This window comes from Acetivibrio ethanolgignens (genome assembly GCF_001461035.1).
GTDB classification, from domain to species: domain Bacteria; phylum Bacillota; class Clostridia; order Lachnospirales; family Lachnospiraceae; genus Velocimicrobium; species Velocimicrobium ethanolgignens.
In genome coordinates this window covers 37,971-57,108 of sequence record NZ_LNAM01000090.1, presented here as the reverse complement: position 1 = coordinate 57,108, position 19,138 = coordinate 37,971, and the positions used below count along the sequence as shown (strand labels likewise).

Below are 19,138 nucleotides of genomic sequence, written 5' to 3'. Positions count from 1 at the left end.
CTGATTTCACATATCTCTTTCTGGCAAATCATGATGTACGCTACAATTGCACAATCATAACGATAGCTGCATCCCTTAACGATAACTTTCCCTCATTAATACAATCATATATCTTCTGTAACTCAGAATCAGTAAGAACTGGAATTATCTTTTTGATTTGAGGGGCATGTATCCCAGCAATAGCATTGTATAAATCAGCCCGTTCTAAGTAACGAAAAATCCCCCTAAGTTCACACAACATTTCACGCTGACGAGATGTTTTAGTTGATTTTATGTATTCCATAATTAATGACGATGACAACTGCTTGATATCAGCTATTCCTTTACCATTATATTCAGTGTAAATCCTTTGATGTTCCTCATTATCTGGAATAATTCGACCTTTTTTCATAAGAGAAAAGTCAAACGTTCCAGTAGAAAAATAGGAATCAATCAAGCGATAAAATCGACCTTGTGTGTGATATCGATTCTTACTAAATTTGCCAGTTTTCTTGCTGATTACATCATCTGCATAAGCTTTACCAATTTCACTGCTATACACAGCGATATCGTATTCTTTGCAGTATTGTTTGAATCGTCGTATCACACCTTCATAATTAAATATGGTTGATTCATTGTAGCCCTCTGCACGTAATGCATTTATACACGCAGAACAAATCTCATCAATTGTCATACTTGAAGTACCTCCTTTATTCTTTGTACTTCAAGTATAACATTTGCACTCTTTTGCAGTTACTCCGATTCTGGCGTGATTGGAGTAAAGGTAGTTTGTTGCAAACATGGAAGATATTCTCAATATCAATGAAATGCCGTACAATCCAGCTGGCTGAACATTGCTGAAATAGAGCTGAATGTAATGACAAGACAATGCCTTGCCAGAAGATTGGACTCTATTGTGGCATTTTACAACGTCACAAGCCCGCACAAAACTGCTCTCACTTTATCCTAAATTTGAATCATCTGGGGATTAAAATCCCCAGATATAATTACCATAATTATCAGTTGGTCAGCACACAAGTTGCCGTTCTTATTACTGTCTAGCCATTTTCAGGCTTATAAAGCTGTATCTGGAAGGAAATGCTGAAGGGAGATTCCTCATTCGGGGACTGGGATGCTATACTGTTACTGCAATAAGCATGGGCAACCCTTGACTGGCCCCTTGGGTGCAGGCTTATACTTTTACCAAGATGTGACGGTTTTGGGATGAAAGCTTGTGGAACTTTTTGTTTTAGGGCAGCTTTTGTTCCGGAGCAACCCTTTTATTCGGGAACAACTCTTAGCATCTTAGAAAGGAGGAAATAATATGTTGATGAATGAAATCAAAGAAAAAACCGGTCTGACCAAAAAGGCCATTGAATATTATACGGAAAAAGGCCTGGTTGTGCCGGAGATTCTGGAAAATGGCTATAGGAACTACAGCAGGGAAGATGCAGAAATTTTAAAGAAAACTGCAGTTCTTAGAAAGCTGGACCTTGGTGTGGAGGAAATCAGGCGGATTCTTTCCGGTTCGTCTGATGCTGCTTTGCAGGCTGCAGAAGTTAAAAAGGAGTTAACCATACAGAGAGAGCAGATAAAAAGGGAAATTCTCAACGAGCTGGGCAAGGGAAAAAGCTATGAAGAGATTCGGCAGAAGCTTTCCGTGCTGGAACAAAGCAAGACGATTGCGGAAAGGCTGCTGGAAGCATTTCCGGGATATTACGGAAGATATATCTGCCTGCATTTTGCTAATTTTTTAAATGAGCCAATTGAGACTGAAAGCCAGCAGAACGCCTATGAAAGGATACTGGCATTTCTGGATAATGCACCAATGCCGGAACTTCCGGAGGATTTGAAGGAATATGTAGCTGAGAGCACGAAAAACATTGGAGTGGAGCAGATAAACGGGATTATTGCCAACAACCGGAAGGCAGTGGAAAATCCCGATGCATTTTTGGCAGAAAACAAAGAATTCCTTGGCTGGTATCTGGAATATAAGCAGTCGGAGGAATATAAAAACTCCCCGGCATACAGACTGACGGAGCTTATGAAGGAATGGAATCAGGAAAGCGGATATTATGATATCTTTATTCCGGCATTAAAAGAGCTCAGCAGCTCTTATGCGGAGTATTGTAGGAAGCTGGAAAATGCCAATGAGGCATTTTCAGAGAAATATCCTGAAATTTAGACCAATTTTAAGGAACATTCACTTTTTGATCTTGAGCTTCACTGTTTGATGGAATGAGAGGAAAAAGTGGATGTTTTTTCTGTCGGCCAATGATGCTTCGAAGCTGCCGGGGTTCTAAAGAAAAGGTGAATATTATCATGGGCGGGAACGCTACTGGGGAAACATCTCTTGGAAAGATGCTGATGCTTTTTGCCAACTACTTCAAGGACGGAGAGTATAAGCAGTTTACGGAGGTGATAAATGACAGCGCCCGGACTTCCTCCTTAGCCGTGGATTTTGTGGCAGATGAAAATATTCTTTACCGTTTTACCATGTCCATACTGCCAAAGACAGAAGAGGGCTATACAAGGGAAAATATTGATACAAAAATCATCTATACAGAAATCGGAAAAAGAGACAGCTGCGAGACTTGTAAAAAGCGCTTAGAGGAATCGGATTGTGAACAAATAGCCTATGATAAGATAAATACCAACGGATGGCATTTCTCCTATCCGGCAGATGCTGGAAAAAGAAAGACTTATTATTCCATAGAAGACAATAAAAATTATCTGTACATATTAGAACATATACTGAAAACCTTAGATCCATCGATCAAAGAAGTCATTTAGATGAAACAAAACAGCTATTTTTTACTACACATAACACAGATGTCCTTGATATGCAGCTGCCAAAGCACTCCTTTACATTTCTGAAAAAAGATGTAAATGATGAGAAAATGCCAATAAAATGTATCAATGCAGGGGAATTTTTAAAACGCAATACCGATTCTTTGAAGCATGCGGTAGAAAACGACCTTTTTTGCACTACACCGGAGCTGGACAAGCTGTATGAGATAGCGGACATCTAATCTGCCTTGGGAGGGAGCATAGATGAGGAGAAAACCCAACTATCAATATTATGTCGAAGGTGAAGATGAGAAGAAATTGCTCAATACCCTGAAAACAGATTTGCAGTGCATTGTACCTGGAAGAGTTGACAGGCTTAATGTGATTCAGGAGAAATTTCCAATTGCAAGAATCCGAACGCTGACGCAGGAAACTACGGTGATTCTATTGTTTGATACAGATGTAGAGAAAACGGATATATTAAAAAATAATGTTGAGTTTTTAAGAAAACAGAGTGCAATAAAAGTGGCTTTTCTGTGGATAAGCTTTGGAGCAGACCGGTTTCTTGGGCGTTCCGGGATATCATAAATGGTGCTGAAAAGATTAAAGTTAGAAGGGATTTTTGACATTAGAAAGAGGCGAGAGGGTTACAGAAAAGCTGCCCAGATATGCAGGAATAGAACCAAAAGTATAGAAAATGGGAGGTGATGAGGGGAGGCTTTTACTGCTGTCTGTCATAAAGTTGACGAAATATTGTTTTTGGTTTAAAATTGAGGTATGATAATAGGGAAAGATTCAGCAGAAGGGGCAGATTATGAATAGTAAAGAAATTTTTGAGATGAATTTGAAAAAGAGCTGGAGAGAATATGAGGTTTTCCTCATTCTTATTGCAATTCTGGAAATTACAATGATGGTATATGGCTATATGTATTTTAATTTTCAGGATTTGAGGAGAAGGCTGTATTTTTCTTCTTATGTTTTTTTGTTTTGCTGTACCGTTGCAGCAATGTTTTTGAACCGTTTTTGTATGAAAAATGAGAAAAATGTGGATATTGCCATGAAAAATGCCGGTGCCTATAATGTGCTGCTGATTTTCTGGTCTGCTTTCGTTTCTGCGTTGGACATCAGTAATGGAGGATTTGCAGTGACCTATATGACAATACTGGCAGCAGTCGGGAGCATGATTGTGCTGCAGCCTATCATATACATAGGCGTGTCAATACTCTCGTCTGCCTGCATGATTGCAGGTGTCATGGCAATAGGAAATACGGAATTGCGGTTTCCGTTTTTTCTGAATCATATCATTTTCCTTTTAGTTGTGGCTGCGGTGGAATTTAGAAATTACCGTTCGACAGGTGAGCAGTATATGCTGAACAAAAAGTTAGAAGAATGGGCGGAAATCGATGCGCTGACACAAGTTGCCAACCGGAGGGCATTGGATATTTATATTGAGCAGCTAAAACAGAACGGCGGCTGTTTTACCTTTGTGCTGCTTGATGTGGATAATTTTAAGTCCATCAATGATACATTCGGGCATGAGGAAGGTGACAAGTGCCTTGTGAGCCTTGCAGATATTCTGACCCAGATTTTTGGGAAGAATGTGTTCCGGTATGGTGGTGATGAATTTGCTATTATTTCCTTCGAAAGCGCTGAAGTTGTAGCAGAGAAGATGAGGCTGGTAAATCGTCAGTTGAAAGACAAGCATTCCAAATATGTGATGCAGATTTGTGGCGGCGTGTACCATACGGAGGGCGACCTGGATGAGCGCAAAGTGTTCGAGCTTGCCGATTCTGCGCTCTATGAGGCGAAGCATCAGGGAAAAGCCCGCGTGGTCATAAAGGTGTGATGAAAATTTGTACCTTGAAAACTTAACACATTAGCTTCAAAAATAATCCGTTCACTCCCTGGAGAGTGTTTTCCCCATACGGATATGCTGATTTTTGGCCTGACCTTCAGGCTATTTCAGGATAGGGGGCGATTTCCGGAAGCAAGGTCGTAAGGGTTTTCGTTATACTTCGCCAATTTCCATAGCCGTTTGGGTTTATTAATGCTTTTCCTTTTGGCATAAGACCACTTCCTTTCTTAAAAATGGGTATAAAAAATACACCTATTGCCAGAACAGGTGCAGGAGTGGTATAATATTACTTGTCGAAGGTGATATTATACGTCTGGCCTGTCCGGTATAGTATCTATGTAAAAGCCGTTTCTGTTGGTAGCAGAGGCGGTTTTATTTTATATTAATTCCATAACTCCAAGAGAAGGTTCAAAATAGATAAGGTAATTATCTATCTCGGTACATACTCCATATTTCTTCCGGTAATATTCTAAAGCTTCTGAAAGAAATTCCTCAGATACTTCCAAATGTTCTGCCATTTCATTGAGAGTAAGGCAATTAGCTTTATTTTGGTTTTCAGTTGATTCTAAGTCGGTGATATTGCCAAAGGTGGTATAGTGGTGTCCAAGTTCTTCTGCCAGTATTCCGGATTTTTCGGAATTTGTTTGTATGTTTGAGTTTATAGCGATAACACCATTGCAATATAAAACCTTAAATCTCGTTTGAGAAAAATCAAACTTTTCTGTCACGACAATTCCGTCATTATTTGCTATGTCTAATAGCTTTTCGCAATTGTTCAAATAATCACCTCTGTATCTTATAACCCCAATTCTTTCATTGCTTCTTCTGATGAAACAAACTCATGACAGTCTGGATTTTCTTTTATTTCTTTTAGCATTTGCAAGTCAATTTCATCTGGGGCTTCTTCTCCAACATTATCCCAAGATGCATCTGTAAAGTGATTTAGTATAATTTTCCAAAAAATTTCTGCATCGTAATCGCTCATAACGGTAACAGCACCTAAAATTCTTTCTTTTACATTACTCATAACACTGCCTCCTATTTATAAACCTGTCCACGGTTATCAATCTTTTCAATAAACAATATATTTCCGTTTTTATCAAATAGTATTCTAAAATCACCAACTCTGAGTCGATAAGCAGATTGCCCCTGAAGTTTCTTAACATCTCCATCTGGAAGAAGATTAATGGCATTTATAATTCTCTCTCTTGTTGGTTTGTCTTGTTTCTTTAAGAATTTAATTGCTTGTTTGGAATAATTAATTGTCAATGATAAGCCACCTCTGCTTACTTTCTGCTTGCTTTTACGAAAGCTGCAAATTCTTTAATCTTGTTGAGTTCCTCTTCTGTATATTCATCACCATCAAAGTGGGCGGCGATAGTTGTTGTATTAGAAATTTCATCACTGCAAAAATATTCTGCTGTAACACCAGTAGCACGTGCAATCTTAATTAAAGAATCAATATCAACTTTAGAAGCATCTCTTCTTATGAGTGAATAAATAGTTTGTGCAGGTACACCAGATTTTTGAGCCAATTCGTTGGCATTTGTGTTTTGCTCTTTTATTAATTTTGTTAATTTAGAACCTATTCCCATTATTCTCACCTCGCTTGATTTACTTTTAAAATACCACGGTTTTATTCAAATGTAAATAAAAAATATTCAATCAAATAAAAAAGAAGGGAAACATTTTCCCGACATTGAAAATTGATTACCTATTCAGCACAGATTAGAAGGGAGTTGGCTGAACATTGCTGAAATAGAGCTGAATGTCATGACAAGACAATGCCTTGCCAGAAGATTGGACTCTATTTACAAGGTACAGCAGGAATTAGCCGCATGGGAAAGTATGAGACACTAGTATGTGCTATTTCATTTCATGGTTAATAAATTGATTTTATAAATATCGAAACAGACTTGTGTTTTTAATGATAGCATGATATAATCATTGGTAGATTGGATGTGAAATGATGAAAAGAGAAACAGTATCCAAGATTGTAAAAGCAAGTGGCGTTTCCGCCGGAGAGATGGAGTGCAAGCAGTTTACACAAATTCGAGTCCCGACAGAGGCCAATGCAGCGGAGTCAAATCTTGATCCGCAGGAGTATGTTCAGCGAATGAACAAGGCTTATGATATTGACTGTGAAATGGTTGGAACATTCCATATTGCCGTCGGCGCAAACAATATGTTCGGCGGCGAAAATAAGGCATCTGACCACATTGATTTTGTGGGATGCGGAAAAATTGAGGTTATCCTATGATTGAACAGAAAGTGTCGAAGCTGAATAGCTATTTCGAGGAGCAGATCGCCATGTGCAACCAGCGCAACAAAGAATTGCTTGACGATGAGCGTACAGATGAGGCCACTTTTGAAAAGGTGAAAGCAAATGTCTATGACATTTTCCGCACTATTCTTTCCGTTGCGGTTAAAACCAGTAAAGGAGATCCCGATGCGGTGCGGCACTTCTTTGTCCAGAAAACCGAGCAAATTCCCTCAAGCTGGGTGACTGCATACGACAAAGCCAAACAACATAATGATGCGGTCAAGATACGCCTTGAGCAAATCAAGCTCGACACAATCGGTGAGATCAAGGAAAATTTCGCAAAGATTTGGGAGGGAGCAGAATGACAGAGACTGAGGCAATTCGCCTTTTTAAGTGCCTATCTGATAAGTCCCGATTGCAGATTTTGAAATCACTCGCAATCGAAGATATGTATGTTGAGCGGTTGGCCGAAAGACTTGGTATTACTGCACCCACGGTTTCTTTTCACCTTAAAAAGCTGGCAGATGCCGGTGCAGTTTCATCCTATAAAAGCCAGTATTATATGATGTACTCGCTTAAAAAGGATATTTTTGAAACGAGCATTTTGGAAATTCTGCAAGAGAAGTCTGACGAGGCTGAAGTTCAGGCTCAACGGGACGCTGAATATCGTCAAAAAGTGATTGATACATTTTTTGAATATGGCAAGCTGAAAGCTATCCCTACCCAACGAAAGAAAGAGCGTATCGTTCTGGAAGTTATCGCCCAGGCATTTGAATATGACCGTATTTATACCGAGCGGGAAGTAAATATCATTATTGCAGATTTCCATGATGATTTTTGTATAATCCGCCGTGATATGGTTGGCGAACAGCTTTTGGATCGAGATGCCAAGGGTTATTGGCGTATTAAGCCATAAGGAGAAAAATGGTTATTGGAATTATTGGCGAAAGCTGCACAGGAAAATCCACCCTTGCAGACAAGCTGAAATCTCTGCTGGGCGCAGAGGTCTATACTGGCAAGGATTATTTGCGGCTTGCAAAAAACGAGGCCATAGCAAAGAAATTATTTCAGAAAAAGCTGGAGGATGCTACATCTGGCCCACACATTGTCTATGTGATTTCCGAAAAGGAGCATTTGACGCTGCTGCCGGATGGCGCATTTAGAGTCCTTGTTACCGCAGATTTGGATGCAATTAAGGAACGGTTTGCCCAGTGCATGAGCGGCAATCTTCCTGCTCCCGTCGCAACTATGCTTGAAAGAGAGCACGGCTGCTTCGATGTGGAGATATGTGATATTCATGTGGTGTCTGGCCGGGATGATTTGGATGAGGTTTGTATCTCTATCCAGAACAGAGTAGATTCCCTGTAAGCGCAATTTTACTTTGGGACAAGTTGTCCCACCAACTCAGAAAAAGATACTCCAAACAGAATCATTAAACCCTATAAGGACACTCCGCATGGTAAGAGTGGACGGGTTGTTTATAATGAAGAAAAGTTTAAAATTTTAATTTAAGAAGGAACTTAAATGAAAAAAATTGAGATTAGAAAATTTTCAAAGGTATACGATGTAAGAAAACTTAATATAAATGATGTGGAAATGATTTACACGTTTTGTAAGAGCAATACTCAGTATTATGAATACTGTGGGAAAGACATTTCCACTGAATTGATTGAAAGTGATATTAAAATAACCCCACCTGGGATTCCAATGGAGCAAAAATATTATATTGGTTTTTTTGAGAATAATTTGTTGGTGGCAATAATGGATTTAATTGACGGATATCCGGATGATAATACTGCATTTATTGGTTTTTTTATGATGAATAGTCAATTACAAGGGACTGGCATTGGTAGTAAGATTATTTCGGAAGTACTAAATTACTTAAAAGGTAAAGGGTTTGAAATGTGTCGATTAGGAATTGATAAAGACAATCCACAGTCTAATCATTTTTGGAGAAAGAATGGATTTAAAGTAGTTAGAGAAGTGGTGCAAGAAGAGGGAACTATTCTAATTGCAGAGAGGCAATTATAATTGACAGAAACTTTAAAAAGTGATAATACTGTAATTGCTTCTGTTGAATGCTTCTCGTCTGAAGGGCAAGAAGATGGGGAAAGGAAGGAAAATGTATTTTGATTAGAATAGTACAATTAGAGGAACAAGAAGAAAAAAAGAAGGTAACAAGAGAAGTATTGGAATCTCTTGAAGATTGGTTCGGAATTCCAGAAGCAAGAGAAGAGTATATTACTAAGAGCGTTAATCAATTATTCTGGTGTGCTTATGATGACGATAAAATCGTTGGATTTTTGTACTTGCATGAGACTGGAAAAGATACAGTCGAGTTATATGTTATGGGGGTTCGAAAAGAATATCATCGCAGGGGAATTGGAAGAACTTTATTTAATGCGGCTTATGAAGCTGCCAAGATAAATGGATATTCCTTTATTCAAGTTAAAACAGTGCAAATGGGCAAGTATGAAGACTATGACAATACTAATATGTTTTATTTGTCATTAGGATTCAAGGAGTTCGAAATATTTCCAACTTTATGGGATGAGTGGAATCCTTGTCAGGTGTATGTGATGTCAATAAAATAAATCTCAATTTAAGGGAACGACAACCACGAATGAGCATGACGTGAGTCATGAGAAGTGGAAAGAATGGCATCCTTTTAAGACAGAATTCCCACCCTTGACATTTCCCCCTGTAACTGTTATAGTTGTCTCTGTTAATAGCATATAGTATTTTTTTGCTAGGGGCGCCATGGCTGAGAAGATGCTTTGAAAAGGCATCTGTCCCTCATAACTTGAACCGGGTAATACCGGCGTAAGGAAGCAACTCAATTTTTGGCACCCTCCTAAGCAAAATCCGTTTTACGGAAGAAAAGGAGGATTTTTTTATGTTAAGTTTCTTTTTAACCAGAGTCGAGGATGAGTGGGGAGTGTCCTATACTCCTACTATACCAGGTTATATTTCATTGGCAGTTATTATTGCTGTTCTTTTAATTCTGGCGGTTTCTCTTACTAAAAAAGGAGAAAAGAAGAAAAGCTTTGATGCGAAGCAGTTGGTATTTTGTGCAATGGCGATTGCGATTGCGACGGTTACTTCGATGATAAAGCTTTATGAATTCCCCTTTGGAGGCTCAGTTACTCTGATTAGCATGTTTTTTATCTGTTTTGTAGGTTATTTGTATGGGCCGGCAGCGGGGATTATGACGGGGCTGGCTCATGGTGTTCTGCAGCTTCTGATTGATCCGTATATTTTGTTTCCAATGCAGGTATTGGTAGATTATATATTGGCCTTTGGCGCCTTGGGCTTGTCAGGACTGTTCTGGAAGTCAAGGAATGGTCTGTATAAGGGATATATTCTGGGCATTTTAGGAAGATATGCATTTGTAGTATTGTCCGGATGGCTGTTCTTTGGTGAATATGCATGGGAAGGATGGGATCCACTTCCCTATTCTTTAGCATATAACGGTGCCTATATTTTTGCGGAAGCAGCGATTACTTTGATTCTTTTGATTGCAGTAAAGCCGTTAAGAAATGGTCTGGATTATGTAAAACGGATGACACAAAATTAACAGACAAAAACGAATTGCAAAGGTATTATGAAAGTGGTATAATAGCTTAATTCGAGTTGGGGACTCGGATGATACTATTAGGAATTAATTGAGAGTAGGGGACGAATTATGGAGGAAATACAGGGAAAAAGTTGCTTTTTTGAATATGAAAGCAGCAACGACAGCATTCGGTTTGCAAAGGGTGGAGCTTGGAAACAGCTGGATGGTGTATGGTTAGAGGGTTGCATTGAAGAAGAAACACGACCGGTATTTATTTACCCGGAGGACTTGAAAATCTGGAAAGATTTTCTGAAAAAGGAGCAGGGTGGCGAATGCAACCTGCGGCTGCTTGAAGAAGGAGGAAAGCCGTGCTGGTGTTGCTTTAAGGCTTTTTCTATGCCCACAGAGAGCGGCTATAAGCTGCTTGGATGTGTTTTTGACATTGATGAACAGGTGAAGGAAAAGGAGTATGAGGAGTATTTAAGCCGTCTGGATTTACTGACAGGAGTCTTTGATGCTGCCAATGCCAGAATGGAAATTGATACCTATTTGAAAACAAGTGGCAAGACCGGAAGTCATGCAATGATAGTTGTAGATATTGATGATTTAAAGAGCATCAATACAAATTTGGGCTATCTTTTTGGGGATGCGGTGATTGCTAATATGGCAGAGGCCTTTCAGGAAAGTATACCAGAAGACTCTGTTATTGGAAGAATTGGTGGAGATGAATTCATTATTTTTTTGAAAAATATTTCTGGTATGGAACAGGTTATGGAGAGTACCGAACGGATTAGGTCAGCTCTGCAGGAGGTTTATGTAGGTGAATATAAGGAACTTAAGATTACCTGCTGCATGGGAATTGTACGATATCCAATTTATGGGAAAACTTATCAGGAGCTTTTTGAAAATGCGGATAAGGCATTGTTTCAGGCAAAAGAAAATGGGAAAAATAGGATACAAATGTATGACCAGACATTGCTCCATTGCCTGCCGGAAAAGGAAAGCGGATATTATAATCAATACCGGATGCATGACAGTCAGAGCTTATTTAGAGGGGAAGGACAGAAAATTATTCATTTTGCCTTTGATATCATGGCGAAAACGAAGGATGTTAGTAGTGCAGTTAAGCTATTGATGGAAAAGATAGGAAGAGAATATCATGTTGACAGTGTCGGTATTATTGAAACAGAAAAGGGAAGAACCCGTTTAAATGTGACCTATGAGTGGCATGCTAAAAAAAGCGATGTTTTTGATATAGAAATTGAGGAGACAGTATTGCTTCGAGGTGACTGCTTTGACAGCCAGGGGCTGTACATGAAGGAGGACGCAGGGGGCTCTGTGCTAATGGCAGCTTTTTATGAGGAAGGGAAATTCCGTGGCTGTGTTGGTTTGAAGGATGCTTCCGAACATAGATTGTGGAGCAATGATGAAAAAGAAAAATTGATTGAAATTTCCAAAATTGTCTCTTTTTATCTTCTGAAGCTTCGGGTGTCGGAAAAAATTTCAGAGCGACTAGAGCATATGAAAAATTATGATACTATGACGGGACTCTCGACACTATATAAGTTTAAGAAGGATATGGCACAGATGGTGGCAGAAAGGCCACAGAGATATGCTGTTGTTTATTGGGATATTTCTAATTTTAAGTTTATTAATGAAACCTATGGGTATCAGGCAGGAGACAGGGTTTTATATGATTTAGCTGTATTTTTAAAAGGATATTTGAATCAGGAAGACTGCCTTTTAGCCAGAGATTCAGCAGATAAATTTGTAGGTCTTTGTCCCGTTACAGATATAGAGGAATTCAGAAGATGGCTGAATAAAATTGGTCAGGAATTTCATGAGTTACAGAAAGAAAAGAATATTTCCGTAAATCTCACGGTAGTTTCCGGCACTTATCTGATTGAGGAAGGAAACCAGGATATCAGCACAGCTATTGACAATGCCAATGTAGCCAGAAAGGCAGCAAAAGGCGGTATATCCAGTGCTTGCAGATTCTATGATGAGGATATGGAGGAAAGTATCCGTAGAGAAATAGAAATCCTCAATAATATGGAGGAGGCCTTAAAAAATAAGGAATTTATTGTTTATCTGCAGCCAAAGATTGATCTGGATGGAGAAAAACCAGCTGGAGCAGAGGCTTTGGTTCGTTGGAGACGTTTTGATGGAAGTATGGTAGCTCCGAGTGAATTTATTCCGTTATTTGAGAAAAATGGTTTTATTCTGGATTTGGACTTTTATGTGTATGAAGAGGTGTGTCAGACTATTCGCAGATGGCTGAATAATAACATGAAAATAGTGCCAATATCGATGAATGTCTCAAGAGTACATTTAAATGATGGACAGTTTATTTTTAAGCTGAAGAAGCTGGTAGATTTTTATCAGGTACCGCCGGAGCTTGTGGAGCTAGAGCTTACGGAGAGTATGTTCTTAGATAATACAAAGGTAGCTCTTGCAACAATGCAGGAGCTTAGAAAAATGGGTTTCAGCGTTTCTATTGATGATTTTGGTGCGGGCTATTCTTCTCTCAGCTTGTTAAAGGATATGGCCACGGATGTCATTAAGCTGGACAAGGAGTTCTTTGTTCATGATGAGTTGCTGAATGAGGAAAAAATTGTGGTGTCCAGTATCATCAATATGGCAAAGCAGTTAAATATGAAGGTTCTTTCTGAGGGAATTGAAACAAAAAAACAGACAGAATTTTTAAAAGAAATGGACTGCGATATGGTACAGGGATATTTTTATGCAAAACCAATGCCGATTCGTGAGTTTGAACGGTTTTTGAACAGTAATTAAAAAAGAAGGGAAAGTGCTTTTTTATAAAACACTTTCTCTTCTTTTTATGCATAGTGATAAACGGCTTTCTTTTTCCAGAAGAGAAAGAAGGTGACGAAAAGACCGAGAAGTTCAGCCATTGGAATAGAAAACCATACGCCATCCATACCAATGAATTTTGGGAGCAGAATAACCGCCAGGATTACAAAGACCAGTGTTCGAAGCAGGGATAAAACAGCGGAGGTAATTCCATCGGACAATGCTGTAAACATAGCAGAGCCATAGATGTTAAAGCCCATAAAGAGAAAGCTGGTGGAAAAGAGCCGGAAGCCGTAAACTGCTATTTCGTAAACCCTGCTTTCATGGGAGGAAAAAATTGCGACCAATGGACTCGCAAAAATAAGGCTGGTTGTAAAGGTCATAATGGAGGCTATCGTAATGATAATAAGGCTTAAACGAAACAACTTTTTTAGCCGATTAGTATCTCTGCGACCATAATTATAGCTGATGATAGGAGCAATTCCAACGGCATAACCCAGGTAGACACAGGACATCAGATACTGGGAATACAAAATAATTGTAACAGAGGCAACCCCGTCAGAACCGGCAAATTCCATCATAATCAGGTTAAAAAGAAGGGTAACTACACTCATAGAAAGATTTGTTACCATTTCCGAAGCACCGTTTAGGCAAGCCTTTTGTATTACATTCCAATGAAACTTTGGGCGGCAGATATGAATCTGGTTCTTTTTACAGAAAGCAAAATAGGCAAAACCAGCAAGAGATGGAATCGTATAGCTGATACCTGTTGCGACGGCAGCTCCTTTAATACCCCAGCTGTACATATGAATCAGAACATAATCCAGTACTATATTAGACAACCCACCGGCAATGGAAAAGCTTAGTCCCAGACCCGCATGTCCTGCGGTGATAAAGAATACCTGAAAAATCATGGCAAATACACAGGCTGGAACAAAAAGCAGGGTATAGAGGGCATAGTCATAGCAGTAGGTGTAAAGACTCTGGTCAGAGCCTAAAAAGAATACCAGCGGATTGATAAAAATAAGCCCGGCAACGGTAAAAATTAAACCTACGATAGCTGCTGTAATAAGAATCAGGGAAAAGTTTTCCCGGGCAGTCTGTTCCCTGCCTTCACCAAGACGTTTTGCCACGATGGCATTGCCGCCAGTTCCAAACATAGTGCCTACTGCAATGGCGGCATTGGCAACGGGCATGATAATATTGACCGAGGAAAGGGCGTCCGTTCCAATCAGCTGGGAAACGAAAACACCATCAATCGTCGTGTAAATTCCCATAAAAATCATGGATATGATGGTTGGGAGAGAAAATCTCAGCAAAGAAGCAGCTGTTATCGGTCGTTCCAATGAATACTTCATAAAGTAAAACCTCCTTTTATATGCATATAATTGACAGAACCGAAACAGTCGTATATATTATAATAGAGTATACCATTATGGGAGAGTCAAGCAGAAAGGAGAAGAACTTGAAAAACGCAGAATTACTTTCGATTGGAACTGTATCCAGATTGTCTGGAGTGCATATCAAATCTCTTCGTTATTATGACAGACTGGGAATTTTACGGCCGGCCTACACAGACCCGGACACGGGATACCGCTACTATACCTTTCCACAGCTGAGCGTGATTGATGCGATAAAAATGTGTGTAGAGCTTGATATTCCGTTGAAGAACTTTACAAATTTTATAGATGAGGATGGACGTCGGATTCGTTATGCAGAGCTTTTTAATTATGGAAGGCAGATTGCAGAGGAAAAGCAGCGGAGAATTGAAGAAGGACTGGCTTTTATTGATGAGGCTCAAAAAGAAATTTCCCGGACGGCTGCCTATCTGGGAAAAAGCGAAACGATGGAATGTGTACTGCCAGAGCGGGAATGGTTTATTGATGGCTGTAAGGAGCCAAAGGGAAGGGAAGACTATGCACGTCAGCTTACAAAACTAATGCTGGAGGCTGAAAAACAGGGATTTTCCATTGGATATGAGTTAGGAATTTTCCATCTGTATCGGGGAGGAGAGAAGAAAGCGTATCTTTTTGTGGATGTGCAGGGAGGATGTCCTACAGAGTGTGAAAACTTTTTCCGGGTTCCGGAAAGCACTTATCTTTGCCGGCAAACCAGCCGGGGAAGTATTGAACAGTCAAAGGAAGCCTTTCTAGAAATAGGCTGGGAGAACTATACGGGAATTGTAGTTGAAACAGAGTTATTTACAGGAGAGTTTGATTTTGAACAACCGGTGTATGAGCTTCAGTGCCTGAAAAATCGGATGGATTACCCTTTCTGTCGCAGATAAGAAAGGAATTCAAAAAAATGAAAGAAAAATAAAAAAAGAGTTGACATTTAATAATAAAGATGTTAAACTATCATAGTCCGAATGAGATATGCGGGAATGCTGGAATTGGCAGACAGGCATGATTCAGGTTCATGTGTATGTACGTACGTGAGGGTTCAAGTCCCTTTTCCCGCATGAAAATAAGGCAATCAGTTAAAGCTGGTTGCCTTATTTTAGTATATCTAAAATATCAATCCGGTCAGGAAAACCGTGAGAATGGCTCCGATGGCAATGGGAAAGCCCTGCTTTACTCCATGGAAAAACTGGTTTTTCTTAGTTGATTGCATGATTTTTTGTATCTCCTAAAAGCATATTTAAAAATTCTTCGGCAGCTCCGAACAAAGAGAACTGGCCATTGTAGGCAGCTACCAGTTTGCGGCTTGGAAGTCCTTCGGAAAGCTGTAGTGTAAAAAGTCCTTTTTTTTGCTCCTGAATGCAAAAATCGGGAACAAAGGCAATGCCGAGACCAATTTTAGCTAAATCAATCAACAGGTCATTGCTGCTTAGCTCTACAGCAGGAGCCAGATCTAGGTGGTTTTTTAAAAACAGCCGGTGCAGAAACTGGCTGGTAGTAGAGTGCTGCTCCAGCATAAGAAGTGGATAGGTCTGTAGCTCCTCCAGAGTAATTATACGGTTTAAAAGCTCTGAAAAGGCCTCCTGGCTGGCAATAAAAATATCAGAAAATTCCGTAATCGGAACGACATCACTGATATTATTCAGTCGGACATTTGGAAAATTGGTGATGATTAAATCCACCTGATTATTTTCCAGTAAATCGACGCATTGCAAAGAGGTGCCGTTCGTCACCTTGATGTGGACAGCTGGATATTTTTTATGAAACTCTTTCAGATAAGGAACTAAAAAATAACGGCAGATCGTATCGCTTGCACCAATTCTAAGCTGTCCGCCCTTTAAGGAGCCAGCGTCTAAAATTTGTGATTCACCGCGAATAATCAGATTAACAGCAGGTTCAATATGCTTAAAAAGCAGTTCGCCCTCTTTTGTAAGGCGGACCTTTTTTGTACTTCGAATGAAAAGAGTCTGGTTTAGCCGTTTCTCCAGTGTTTTGATAGATTGGCTGACAGCAGACTGGGAGATAAACAGCTCTTTAGAAGCGTCGGAGAAGCTCAATGTTTTGGCCACATAGTAGAAGACCTTATATAATTCAAAATTAATATCCATGGATACTTCATCTCCAATAAAAAATTTTTGCAATTAATTATAAGCTGTACTTATTAAAATAACTGTAGCATAAAAAAATAAGAAAAACAAGAAAAAACATGAAATAACTGTGAAATTTTAGTGTAATTTCTTGACTTATGAGGAATTTAAGATAGAATAAAGTAGTACCCTTGTATGGGAAAAATGTGAAAAGAAATGAGGAAAAAATGAAGGCGTGGAAAAAACATCTGGGAGCAGCGACTCTTCTGGCTGTTATTTTTCTTTTTACCGGCTGTGGGACAAGTCCCGTAGTCAAGGTGGGAAAGGAAAAGCTGTATCTGCCGGAGCTTATGTATTATGTGTATCAGGCGGAGAAGGATGGCCAGATCTATGAGGAGATGTATCAGAATTTCTTTTCTGAAAGCTATTGGGACACGGAGTACAAGGATGGCAAGACCTTTCGCGAGGTGGCGAAGGAGGATGCCTATGAAAATGCGGTTATGTATAGTGTTTTTGCGAGGAAGGCAGAGGAGGCAGGCTACAGTCTAAGTGAAGAGGAAGCGGCTGCCTGTGAAAAAGAGGCTACAGAGGAATATGCCGGACTTGGAGAAAAGCAAAGAGAGGTAATCGGTCTTGAAAGGAAGGAGTTTATTTCTCTGAAGAAAAAAATAACTCTGGGAAATAAGTATTATGATGCCCTGATGGAGAGTCTGGAGGTCAATGAAGAAAAAGCGGTCTCTATGATTTTAGAAGAGGAATATGTCCAGTATGATGTAGAATATCTGTATGCTTCGAGGAAAGAAGCTTTAGAGCCATACCTGGAGCGGGCTTTTGCCGGAGAGGATTTTACCAAAATGGCAGAGGAGCAGCCTGATGTGCTGGAGGCAGGAAGGATTGGCTTTAGGGAAGGGGATTATTCTCTGGGAGAGAGCTTTGAAAAAGAGGCACTACAGCTTTCCAACGGTGAGGTCTGTAAACAGATAGTAGCAGAAGAGGACGGCTATTACATTATACGGATGATAGATGATAGCTCCAAAGAAAGCTATGAGGCTGCCTGTGAAGAGGCAATTTTAAATGCAAGAAATGAGGCCTTTAAAGCGGCTTATGAGAAAATCAAAAAGGAATTTAAAATTAAAAAATATGACTCGGGATGGGATTCTCTTGTGATTGGAGAATTGACAAAAGAGTAGAAAAGAGGAGATTATGAATTCAACAAAAAAGGTAGTAAAAGGAAATACAAAGGCAAAAAAGCAGCCGAAGAAGCAGGACGCGGGAAGCAAGAAGGGAGTTTTTCTGGTAGCCATTTTTGGTGCCTTACTTGTGCTTATGAGTGGATATATTGCCTGGGAGAATCTGCACCCTAAGCTGATCCTTACGGTAAACGGTGAAAAAACTTATTTAGAGGATATGACCTATCGGATTATGCAAAGTGAACAGATGCATAATTCTATTGCATCTCTTTACCAGCAGATGGGCTATACCCAGAGCTATTGGGATATGGAGAATAATGGTGTAACCACCCAGCAAAGCGTAAGAGAAGAAATTGTTAATAATGAAATTGAGCAGCAGCTTTTGTATGCAGAAGCAGTAAAGAATGGCTACGAAGCTACAGAGGAGGAAAGGGAGGCGGCTAAAACCTCCGCAAAGGAAACCCTGGAGAATATGTCTGATGCACAGAAAAAGAAAACAGGTTTTACAGAAGATGAGCTGACAGAAATTCTGACAAAGGAGGCCGTTGCCCTTCGTTATAAACAGGATATAATTGATAGCTTTGATATCAATGATGAAGAAATTCGTGCTGGCATCGATAAGGAACAATATAGAGAATATAAGACCCAGTGCTTCTATGTATCTACAAAGGCCGATGAAGAAGGTAATGAACTGACAAGTGCACAGAAGGAAGAGTTAAAAGCTGCTTTAATAAAGGAAGCAGAGGCTGCAAAGAATACAGAGGACTGGAGTAAGGCCTTGGACAGCGAGGATGAGGAACAGGTTGTATCCTATAGGGCGATTAATTTTATTAAAGAAGATGAAAGCTATGATGCAGCTGTTATGAAAAAAGCTATGACTATGGGAAATGGTGAGATTTCTGATGTGGTAGAAGGCGAAGACGGTTATTACATCGTTAAGATGATAGATAATAATTCTACTGACCGTTATGAAGAAGAGGTAGCCGATGCCATCGAAGAAGTAGAGAACCAGAGATTTGATGAGGAATACCTTTCTATCTATGAAACCTATGAGGTAAAGATTAACTCTAAGGAGTGGGATAAGGTAGAGCTTGGAAATCTGACAATGTAAAAAAGCAGAGAATGCTTATAATGATAAAAAAGCTCTGGAAACAGGGCTTTTTTGTTATTTATTATCCTCCCTAATATGATTTGTTAAATTCAT

23 protein-coding genes, 1 tRNA gene, 1 pseudogene and 1 riboswitch are annotated in these 19,138 nt (G+C 39.5%); of the genes and pseudogenes, 18 read left to right on the top strand and 7 right to left on the bottom strand.

The window, feature by feature from the left end; all coding sequences use genetic code 11:
* Nucleotides 1-40: 40 nt before the first annotated feature.
* On the bottom strand, nucleotides 41-673 hold the full coding sequence (locus ASU35_RS05275) for a site-specific integrase (protein ID WP_058352008.1): 633 nt from the start codon (nucleotides 671-673) through the stop codon (nucleotides 41-43).
* A 630-nt stretch (nucleotides 674-1,303) separates the two neighbouring features.
* On the opposite strand from ASU35_RS05275, the gene ASU35_RS05270 reads away from it, so the two are divergent.
* The 5 genes from ASU35_RS05270 to ASU35_RS05250 all read left to right on the top strand — a co-directional run bounded on the left by ASU35_RS05270 (nucleotide 1,304) and on the right by ASU35_RS05250 (nucleotide 4,615).
* Nucleotides 1,304-2,164 carry a MerR family transcriptional regulator gene (locus tag ASU35_RS05270; RefSeq protein ID WP_058352007.1) on the top strand — a complete coding sequence of 287 codons (861 nt, stop codon included), beginning with the start codon at nucleotides 1,304-1,306 and terminating at the stop codon, nucleotides 2,162-2,164.
* A gap of 53 nt (nucleotides 2,165-2,217) precedes the next feature.
* On the top strand, nucleotides 2,218-2,772 hold the full coding sequence (locus ASU35_RS05265) for a hypothetical protein (protein WP_147525383.1): 555 nt from the start codon (nucleotides 2,218-2,220) through the stop codon (nucleotides 2,770-2,772).
* A 50-nt stretch (nucleotides 2,773-2,822) separates the two neighbouring features.
* Nucleotides 2,823-3,011 carry a hypothetical protein gene (locus ASU35_RS05260; protein WP_058352005.1) on the top strand — a complete coding sequence of 63 codons (189 nt, stop codon included), beginning with the start codon at nucleotides 2,823-2,825 and terminating at the stop codon, nucleotides 3,009-3,011.
* A 22-nt stretch (nucleotides 3,012-3,033) separates the two neighbouring features.
* On the top strand, nucleotides 3,034-3,357 hold the full coding sequence (locus tag ASU35_RS05255; RefSeq protein ID WP_058352004.1) for a hypothetical protein: 324 nt from the start codon (nucleotides 3,034-3,036) through the stop codon (nucleotides 3,355-3,357).
* A gap of 226 nt (nucleotides 3,358-3,583) precedes the next feature.
* Complete coding sequence (locus tag ASU35_RS05250; protein WP_058352003.1) at nucleotides 3,584-4,615, top strand: GGDEF domain-containing protein; 1,032 nt, start codon at nucleotides 3,584-3,586, stop codon at nucleotides 4,613-4,615.
* 386 nt (nucleotides 4,616-5,001) lie between these two features.
* Here ASU35_RS05250 and ASU35_RS05245 read toward each other — a convergent pair whose 3' ends face one another.
* From ASU35_RS05245 to ASU35_RS05230, 4 genes are read right to left on the bottom strand one after another with little or no spacing between them, the layout of a single operon-like run.
* Nucleotides 5,002-5,403 (bottom strand): hypothetical protein, encoded by a 402-nt coding sequence (locus ASU35_RS05245; protein ID WP_058352002.1) that lies wholly within the window; start codon nucleotides 5,401-5,403, stop codon nucleotides 5,002-5,004.
* Nucleotides 5,404-5,420: 17 nt separating this feature from the next.
* The gene (locus ASU35_RS05240; protein WP_058352001.1) at nucleotides 5,421-5,651 is read right to left on the bottom strand and encodes a hypothetical protein; all 231 of its coding nucleotides are present in this window, start codon (nucleotides 5,649-5,651) and stop codon (nucleotides 5,421-5,423) included.
* Nucleotides 5,652-5,662: 11 nt separating this feature from the next.
* Nucleotides 5,663-5,893 carry a type II toxin-antitoxin system RelE family toxin gene (locus tag ASU35_RS05235; protein ID WP_058352000.1) on the bottom strand — a complete coding sequence of 77 codons (231 nt, stop codon included), beginning with the start codon at nucleotides 5,891-5,893 and terminating at the stop codon, nucleotides 5,663-5,665.
* A 17-nt stretch (nucleotides 5,894-5,910) separates the two neighbouring features.
* Nucleotides 5,911-6,219, bottom strand: a complete 309-nt coding sequence (locus ASU35_RS05230) for a helix-turn-helix domain-containing protein (RefSeq protein ID WP_058351999.1) — start codon at nucleotides 6,217-6,219, stop codon at nucleotides 5,911-5,913.
* Nucleotides 6,220-6,358: 139 nt separating this feature from the next.
* Here ASU35_RS05230 and ASU35_RS18545 point away from each other — a divergent pair.
* The 9 genes and pseudogenes from ASU35_RS18545 to ASU35_RS05190 all read left to right on the top strand — a co-directional run.
* A pseudogene (locus tag ASU35_RS18545) lies at nucleotides 6,359-6,481 on the top strand (IS630 family transposase); the annotation flags it as partial.
* Between the two features lie 109 nt (nucleotides 6,482-6,590).
* Nucleotides 6,591-6,884, top strand: coding sequence for a hypothetical protein (locus tag ASU35_RS05225; RefSeq protein WP_147525382.1), 294 nt, complete (start codon nucleotides 6,591-6,593; stop codon nucleotides 6,882-6,884).
* A complete protein-coding gene (locus ASU35_RS05220; protein ID WP_058351997.1) occupies nucleotides 6,881-7,252 on the top strand; it encodes a hypothetical protein in 372 nt (123 codons plus the stop codon). The genes ASU35_RS05225 and ASU35_RS05220 overlap by 4 nt, the downstream gene beginning before the upstream one ends.
* On the top strand, nucleotides 7,249-7,803 hold the full coding sequence (locus ASU35_RS05215) for a DUF2087 domain-containing protein (protein ID WP_058351996.1): 555 nt from the start codon (nucleotides 7,249-7,251) through the stop codon (nucleotides 7,801-7,803). Before ASU35_RS05220 ends, ASU35_RS05215 begins: the two co-directional genes overlap by 4 nt.
* Nucleotides 7,804-7,811: 8 nt before the next feature.
* Nucleotides 7,812-8,255, top strand: coding sequence for a hypothetical protein (locus ASU35_RS05210; RefSeq protein WP_058351995.1), 444 nt, complete (start codon nucleotides 7,812-7,814; stop codon nucleotides 8,253-8,255).
* A gap of 156 nt (nucleotides 8,256-8,411) precedes the next feature.
* On the top strand, nucleotides 8,412-8,918 hold the full coding sequence (locus ASU35_RS05205; protein ID WP_058351994.1) for a GNAT family N-acetyltransferase: 507 nt from the start codon (nucleotides 8,412-8,414) through the stop codon (nucleotides 8,916-8,918).
* Nucleotides 8,919-9,013: 95 nt separating this feature from the next.
* Nucleotides 9,014-9,481 (top strand): GNAT family N-acetyltransferase, encoded by a 468-nt coding sequence (locus tag ASU35_RS05200; RefSeq protein WP_058351993.1) that lies wholly within the window; start codon nucleotides 9,014-9,016, stop codon nucleotides 9,479-9,481.
* 147 nt (nucleotides 9,482-9,628) lie between these two features.
* Nucleotides 9,629-9,734, top strand: a riboswitch (TPP riboswitch).
* Nucleotides 9,735-9,783: 49 nt separating this feature from the next.
* The gene (locus tag ASU35_RS05195; RefSeq protein WP_058351992.1) at nucleotides 9,784-10,464 is read left to right on the top strand and encodes an energy-coupled thiamine transporter ThiT; all 681 of its coding nucleotides are present in this window, start codon (nucleotides 9,784-9,786) and stop codon (nucleotides 10,462-10,464) included.
* 108 nt (nucleotides 10,465-10,572) lie between these two features.
* On the top strand, nucleotides 10,573-13,239 hold the full coding sequence (locus tag ASU35_RS05190) for a bifunctional diguanylate cyclase/phosphodiesterase (RefSeq protein WP_058351991.1): 2,667 nt from the start codon (nucleotides 10,573-10,575) through the stop codon (nucleotides 13,237-13,239).
* A 44-nt stretch (nucleotides 13,240-13,283) separates the two neighbouring features.
* Here the strand turns inward: ASU35_RS05190 and ASU35_RS05185 are convergent, their stop codons facing one another.
* On the bottom strand, nucleotides 13,284-14,615 hold the full coding sequence (locus ASU35_RS05185; RefSeq protein ID WP_058351990.1) for an MATE family efflux transporter: 1,332 nt from the start codon (nucleotides 14,613-14,615) through the stop codon (nucleotides 13,284-13,286).
* Between the two features lie 107 nt (nucleotides 14,616-14,722).
* On the opposite strand from ASU35_RS05185, the gene ASU35_RS05180 reads away from it, so the two are divergent.
* Together ASU35_RS05180 and ASU35_RS05175 are read left to right on the top strand one after the other, a co-directional pair.
* Complete coding sequence (locus ASU35_RS05180; RefSeq protein ID WP_172794599.1) at nucleotides 14,723-15,544, top strand: MerR family transcriptional regulator; 822 nt, start codon at nucleotides 14,723-14,725, stop codon at nucleotides 15,542-15,544.
* A gap of 90 nt (nucleotides 15,545-15,634) precedes the next feature.
* Nucleotides 15,635-15,718 (top strand) — tRNA-Leu (locus ASU35_RS05175).
* A 138-nt stretch (nucleotides 15,719-15,856) separates the two neighbouring features.
* Here ASU35_RS05175 and ASU35_RS05170 read toward each other — a convergent pair.
* A complete protein-coding gene (locus tag ASU35_RS05170; RefSeq protein WP_058351988.1) occupies nucleotides 15,857-16,765 on the bottom strand; it encodes a LysR family transcriptional regulator in 909 nt (302 codons plus the stop codon).
* Between the two features lie 206 nt (nucleotides 16,766-16,971).
* Here ASU35_RS05170 and ASU35_RS05165 point away from each other — a divergent pair, with 206 nt between their 5' ends.
* Nucleotides 16,972-17,934, top strand: a complete 963-nt coding sequence (locus ASU35_RS05165) for a peptidylprolyl isomerase (protein ID WP_147525381.1) — start codon at nucleotides 16,972-16,974, stop codon at nucleotides 17,932-17,934.
* A gap of 13 nt (nucleotides 17,935-17,947) precedes the next feature.
* Nucleotides 17,948-19,045, top strand: coding sequence for a peptidylprolyl isomerase (locus ASU35_RS05160; RefSeq protein WP_058351986.1), 1,098 nt, complete (start codon nucleotides 17,948-17,950; stop codon nucleotides 19,043-19,045).
* Nucleotides 19,046-19,138: the final 93 nt, after the last annotated feature.

Bases quoted from the DNA above. Each gene is read 5' to 3' on its own strand.
- ASU35_RS05275 (WP_058352008.1), bottom strand. From the start codon at position 673: ATGACAATTGATGAGATTTGTTCTGCGTGTATAAATGCATTACGTGCA.
- ASU35_RS05270 (WP_058352007.1), top strand. From the start codon at position 1,304: ATGTTGATGAATGAAATCAAAGAAAAAACCGGTCTGACCAAAAAGGCC.
- ASU35_RS05265 (WP_147525383.1), top strand. From the start codon at position 2,218: ATGAGAGGAAAAAGTGGATGTTTTTTCTGTCGGCCAATGATGCTTCGA.
- ASU35_RS05260 (WP_058352005.1), top strand. From the start codon at position 2,823: ATGCAGCTGCCAAAGCACTCCTTTACATTTCTGAAAAAAGATGTAAAT.
- ASU35_RS05255 (WP_058352004.1), top strand. From the start codon at position 3,034: ATGAGGAGAAAACCCAACTATCAATATTATGTCGAAGGTGAAGATGAG.
- ASU35_RS05250 (WP_058352003.1), top strand. From the start codon at position 3,584: ATGAATAGTAAAGAAATTTTTGAGATGAATTTGAAAAAGAGCTGGAGA.
- ASU35_RS05240 (WP_058352001.1), bottom strand. From the start codon at position 5,651: ATGAGTAATGTAAAAGAAAGAATTTTAGGTGCTGTTACCGTTATGAGC.
- ASU35_RS05230 (WP_058351999.1), bottom strand. From the start codon at position 6,219: ATGGGAATAGGTTCTAAATTAACAAAATTAATAAAAGAGCAAAACACA.
- ASU35_RS05225 (WP_147525382.1), top strand. From the start codon at position 6,591: ATGATGAAAAGAGAAACAGTATCCAAGATTGTAAAAGCAAGTGGCGTT.
- ASU35_RS05220 (WP_058351997.1), top strand. From the start codon at position 6,881: ATGATTGAACAGAAAGTGTCGAAGCTGAATAGCTATTTCGAGGAGCAG.
- ASU35_RS05215 (WP_058351996.1), top strand. From the start codon at position 7,249: ATGACAGAGACTGAGGCAATTCGCCTTTTTAAGTGCCTATCTGATAAG.
- ASU35_RS05210 (WP_058351995.1), top strand. From the start codon at position 7,812: ATGGTTATTGGAATTATTGGCGAAAGCTGCACAGGAAAATCCACCCTT.
- ASU35_RS05205 (WP_058351994.1), top strand. From the start codon at position 8,412: ATGAAAAAAATTGAGATTAGAAAATTTTCAAAGGTATACGATGTAAGA.
- ASU35_RS05195 (WP_058351992.1), top strand. From the start codon at position 9,784: ATGTTAAGTTTCTTTTTAACCAGAGTCGAGGATGAGTGGGGAGTGTCC.
- ASU35_RS05190 (WP_058351991.1), top strand. From the start codon at position 10,573: ATGGAGGAAATACAGGGAAAAAGTTGCTTTTTTGAATATGAAAGCAGC.
- ASU35_RS05185 (WP_058351990.1), bottom strand. From the start codon at position 14,615: ATGAAGTATTCATTGGAACGACCGATAACAGCTGCTTCTTTGCTGAGA.
- ASU35_RS05170 (WP_058351988.1), bottom strand. From the start codon at position 16,765: ATGGATATTAATTTTGAATTATATAAGGTCTTCTACTATGTGGCCAAA.
- ASU35_RS05165 (WP_147525381.1), top strand. From the start codon at position 16,972: ATGAAGGCGTGGAAAAAACATCTGGGAGCAGCGACTCTTCTGGCTGTT.
- ASU35_RS05160 (WP_058351986.1), top strand. From the start codon at position 17,948: ATGAATTCAACAAAAAAGGTAGTAAAAGGAAATACAAAGGCAAAAAAG.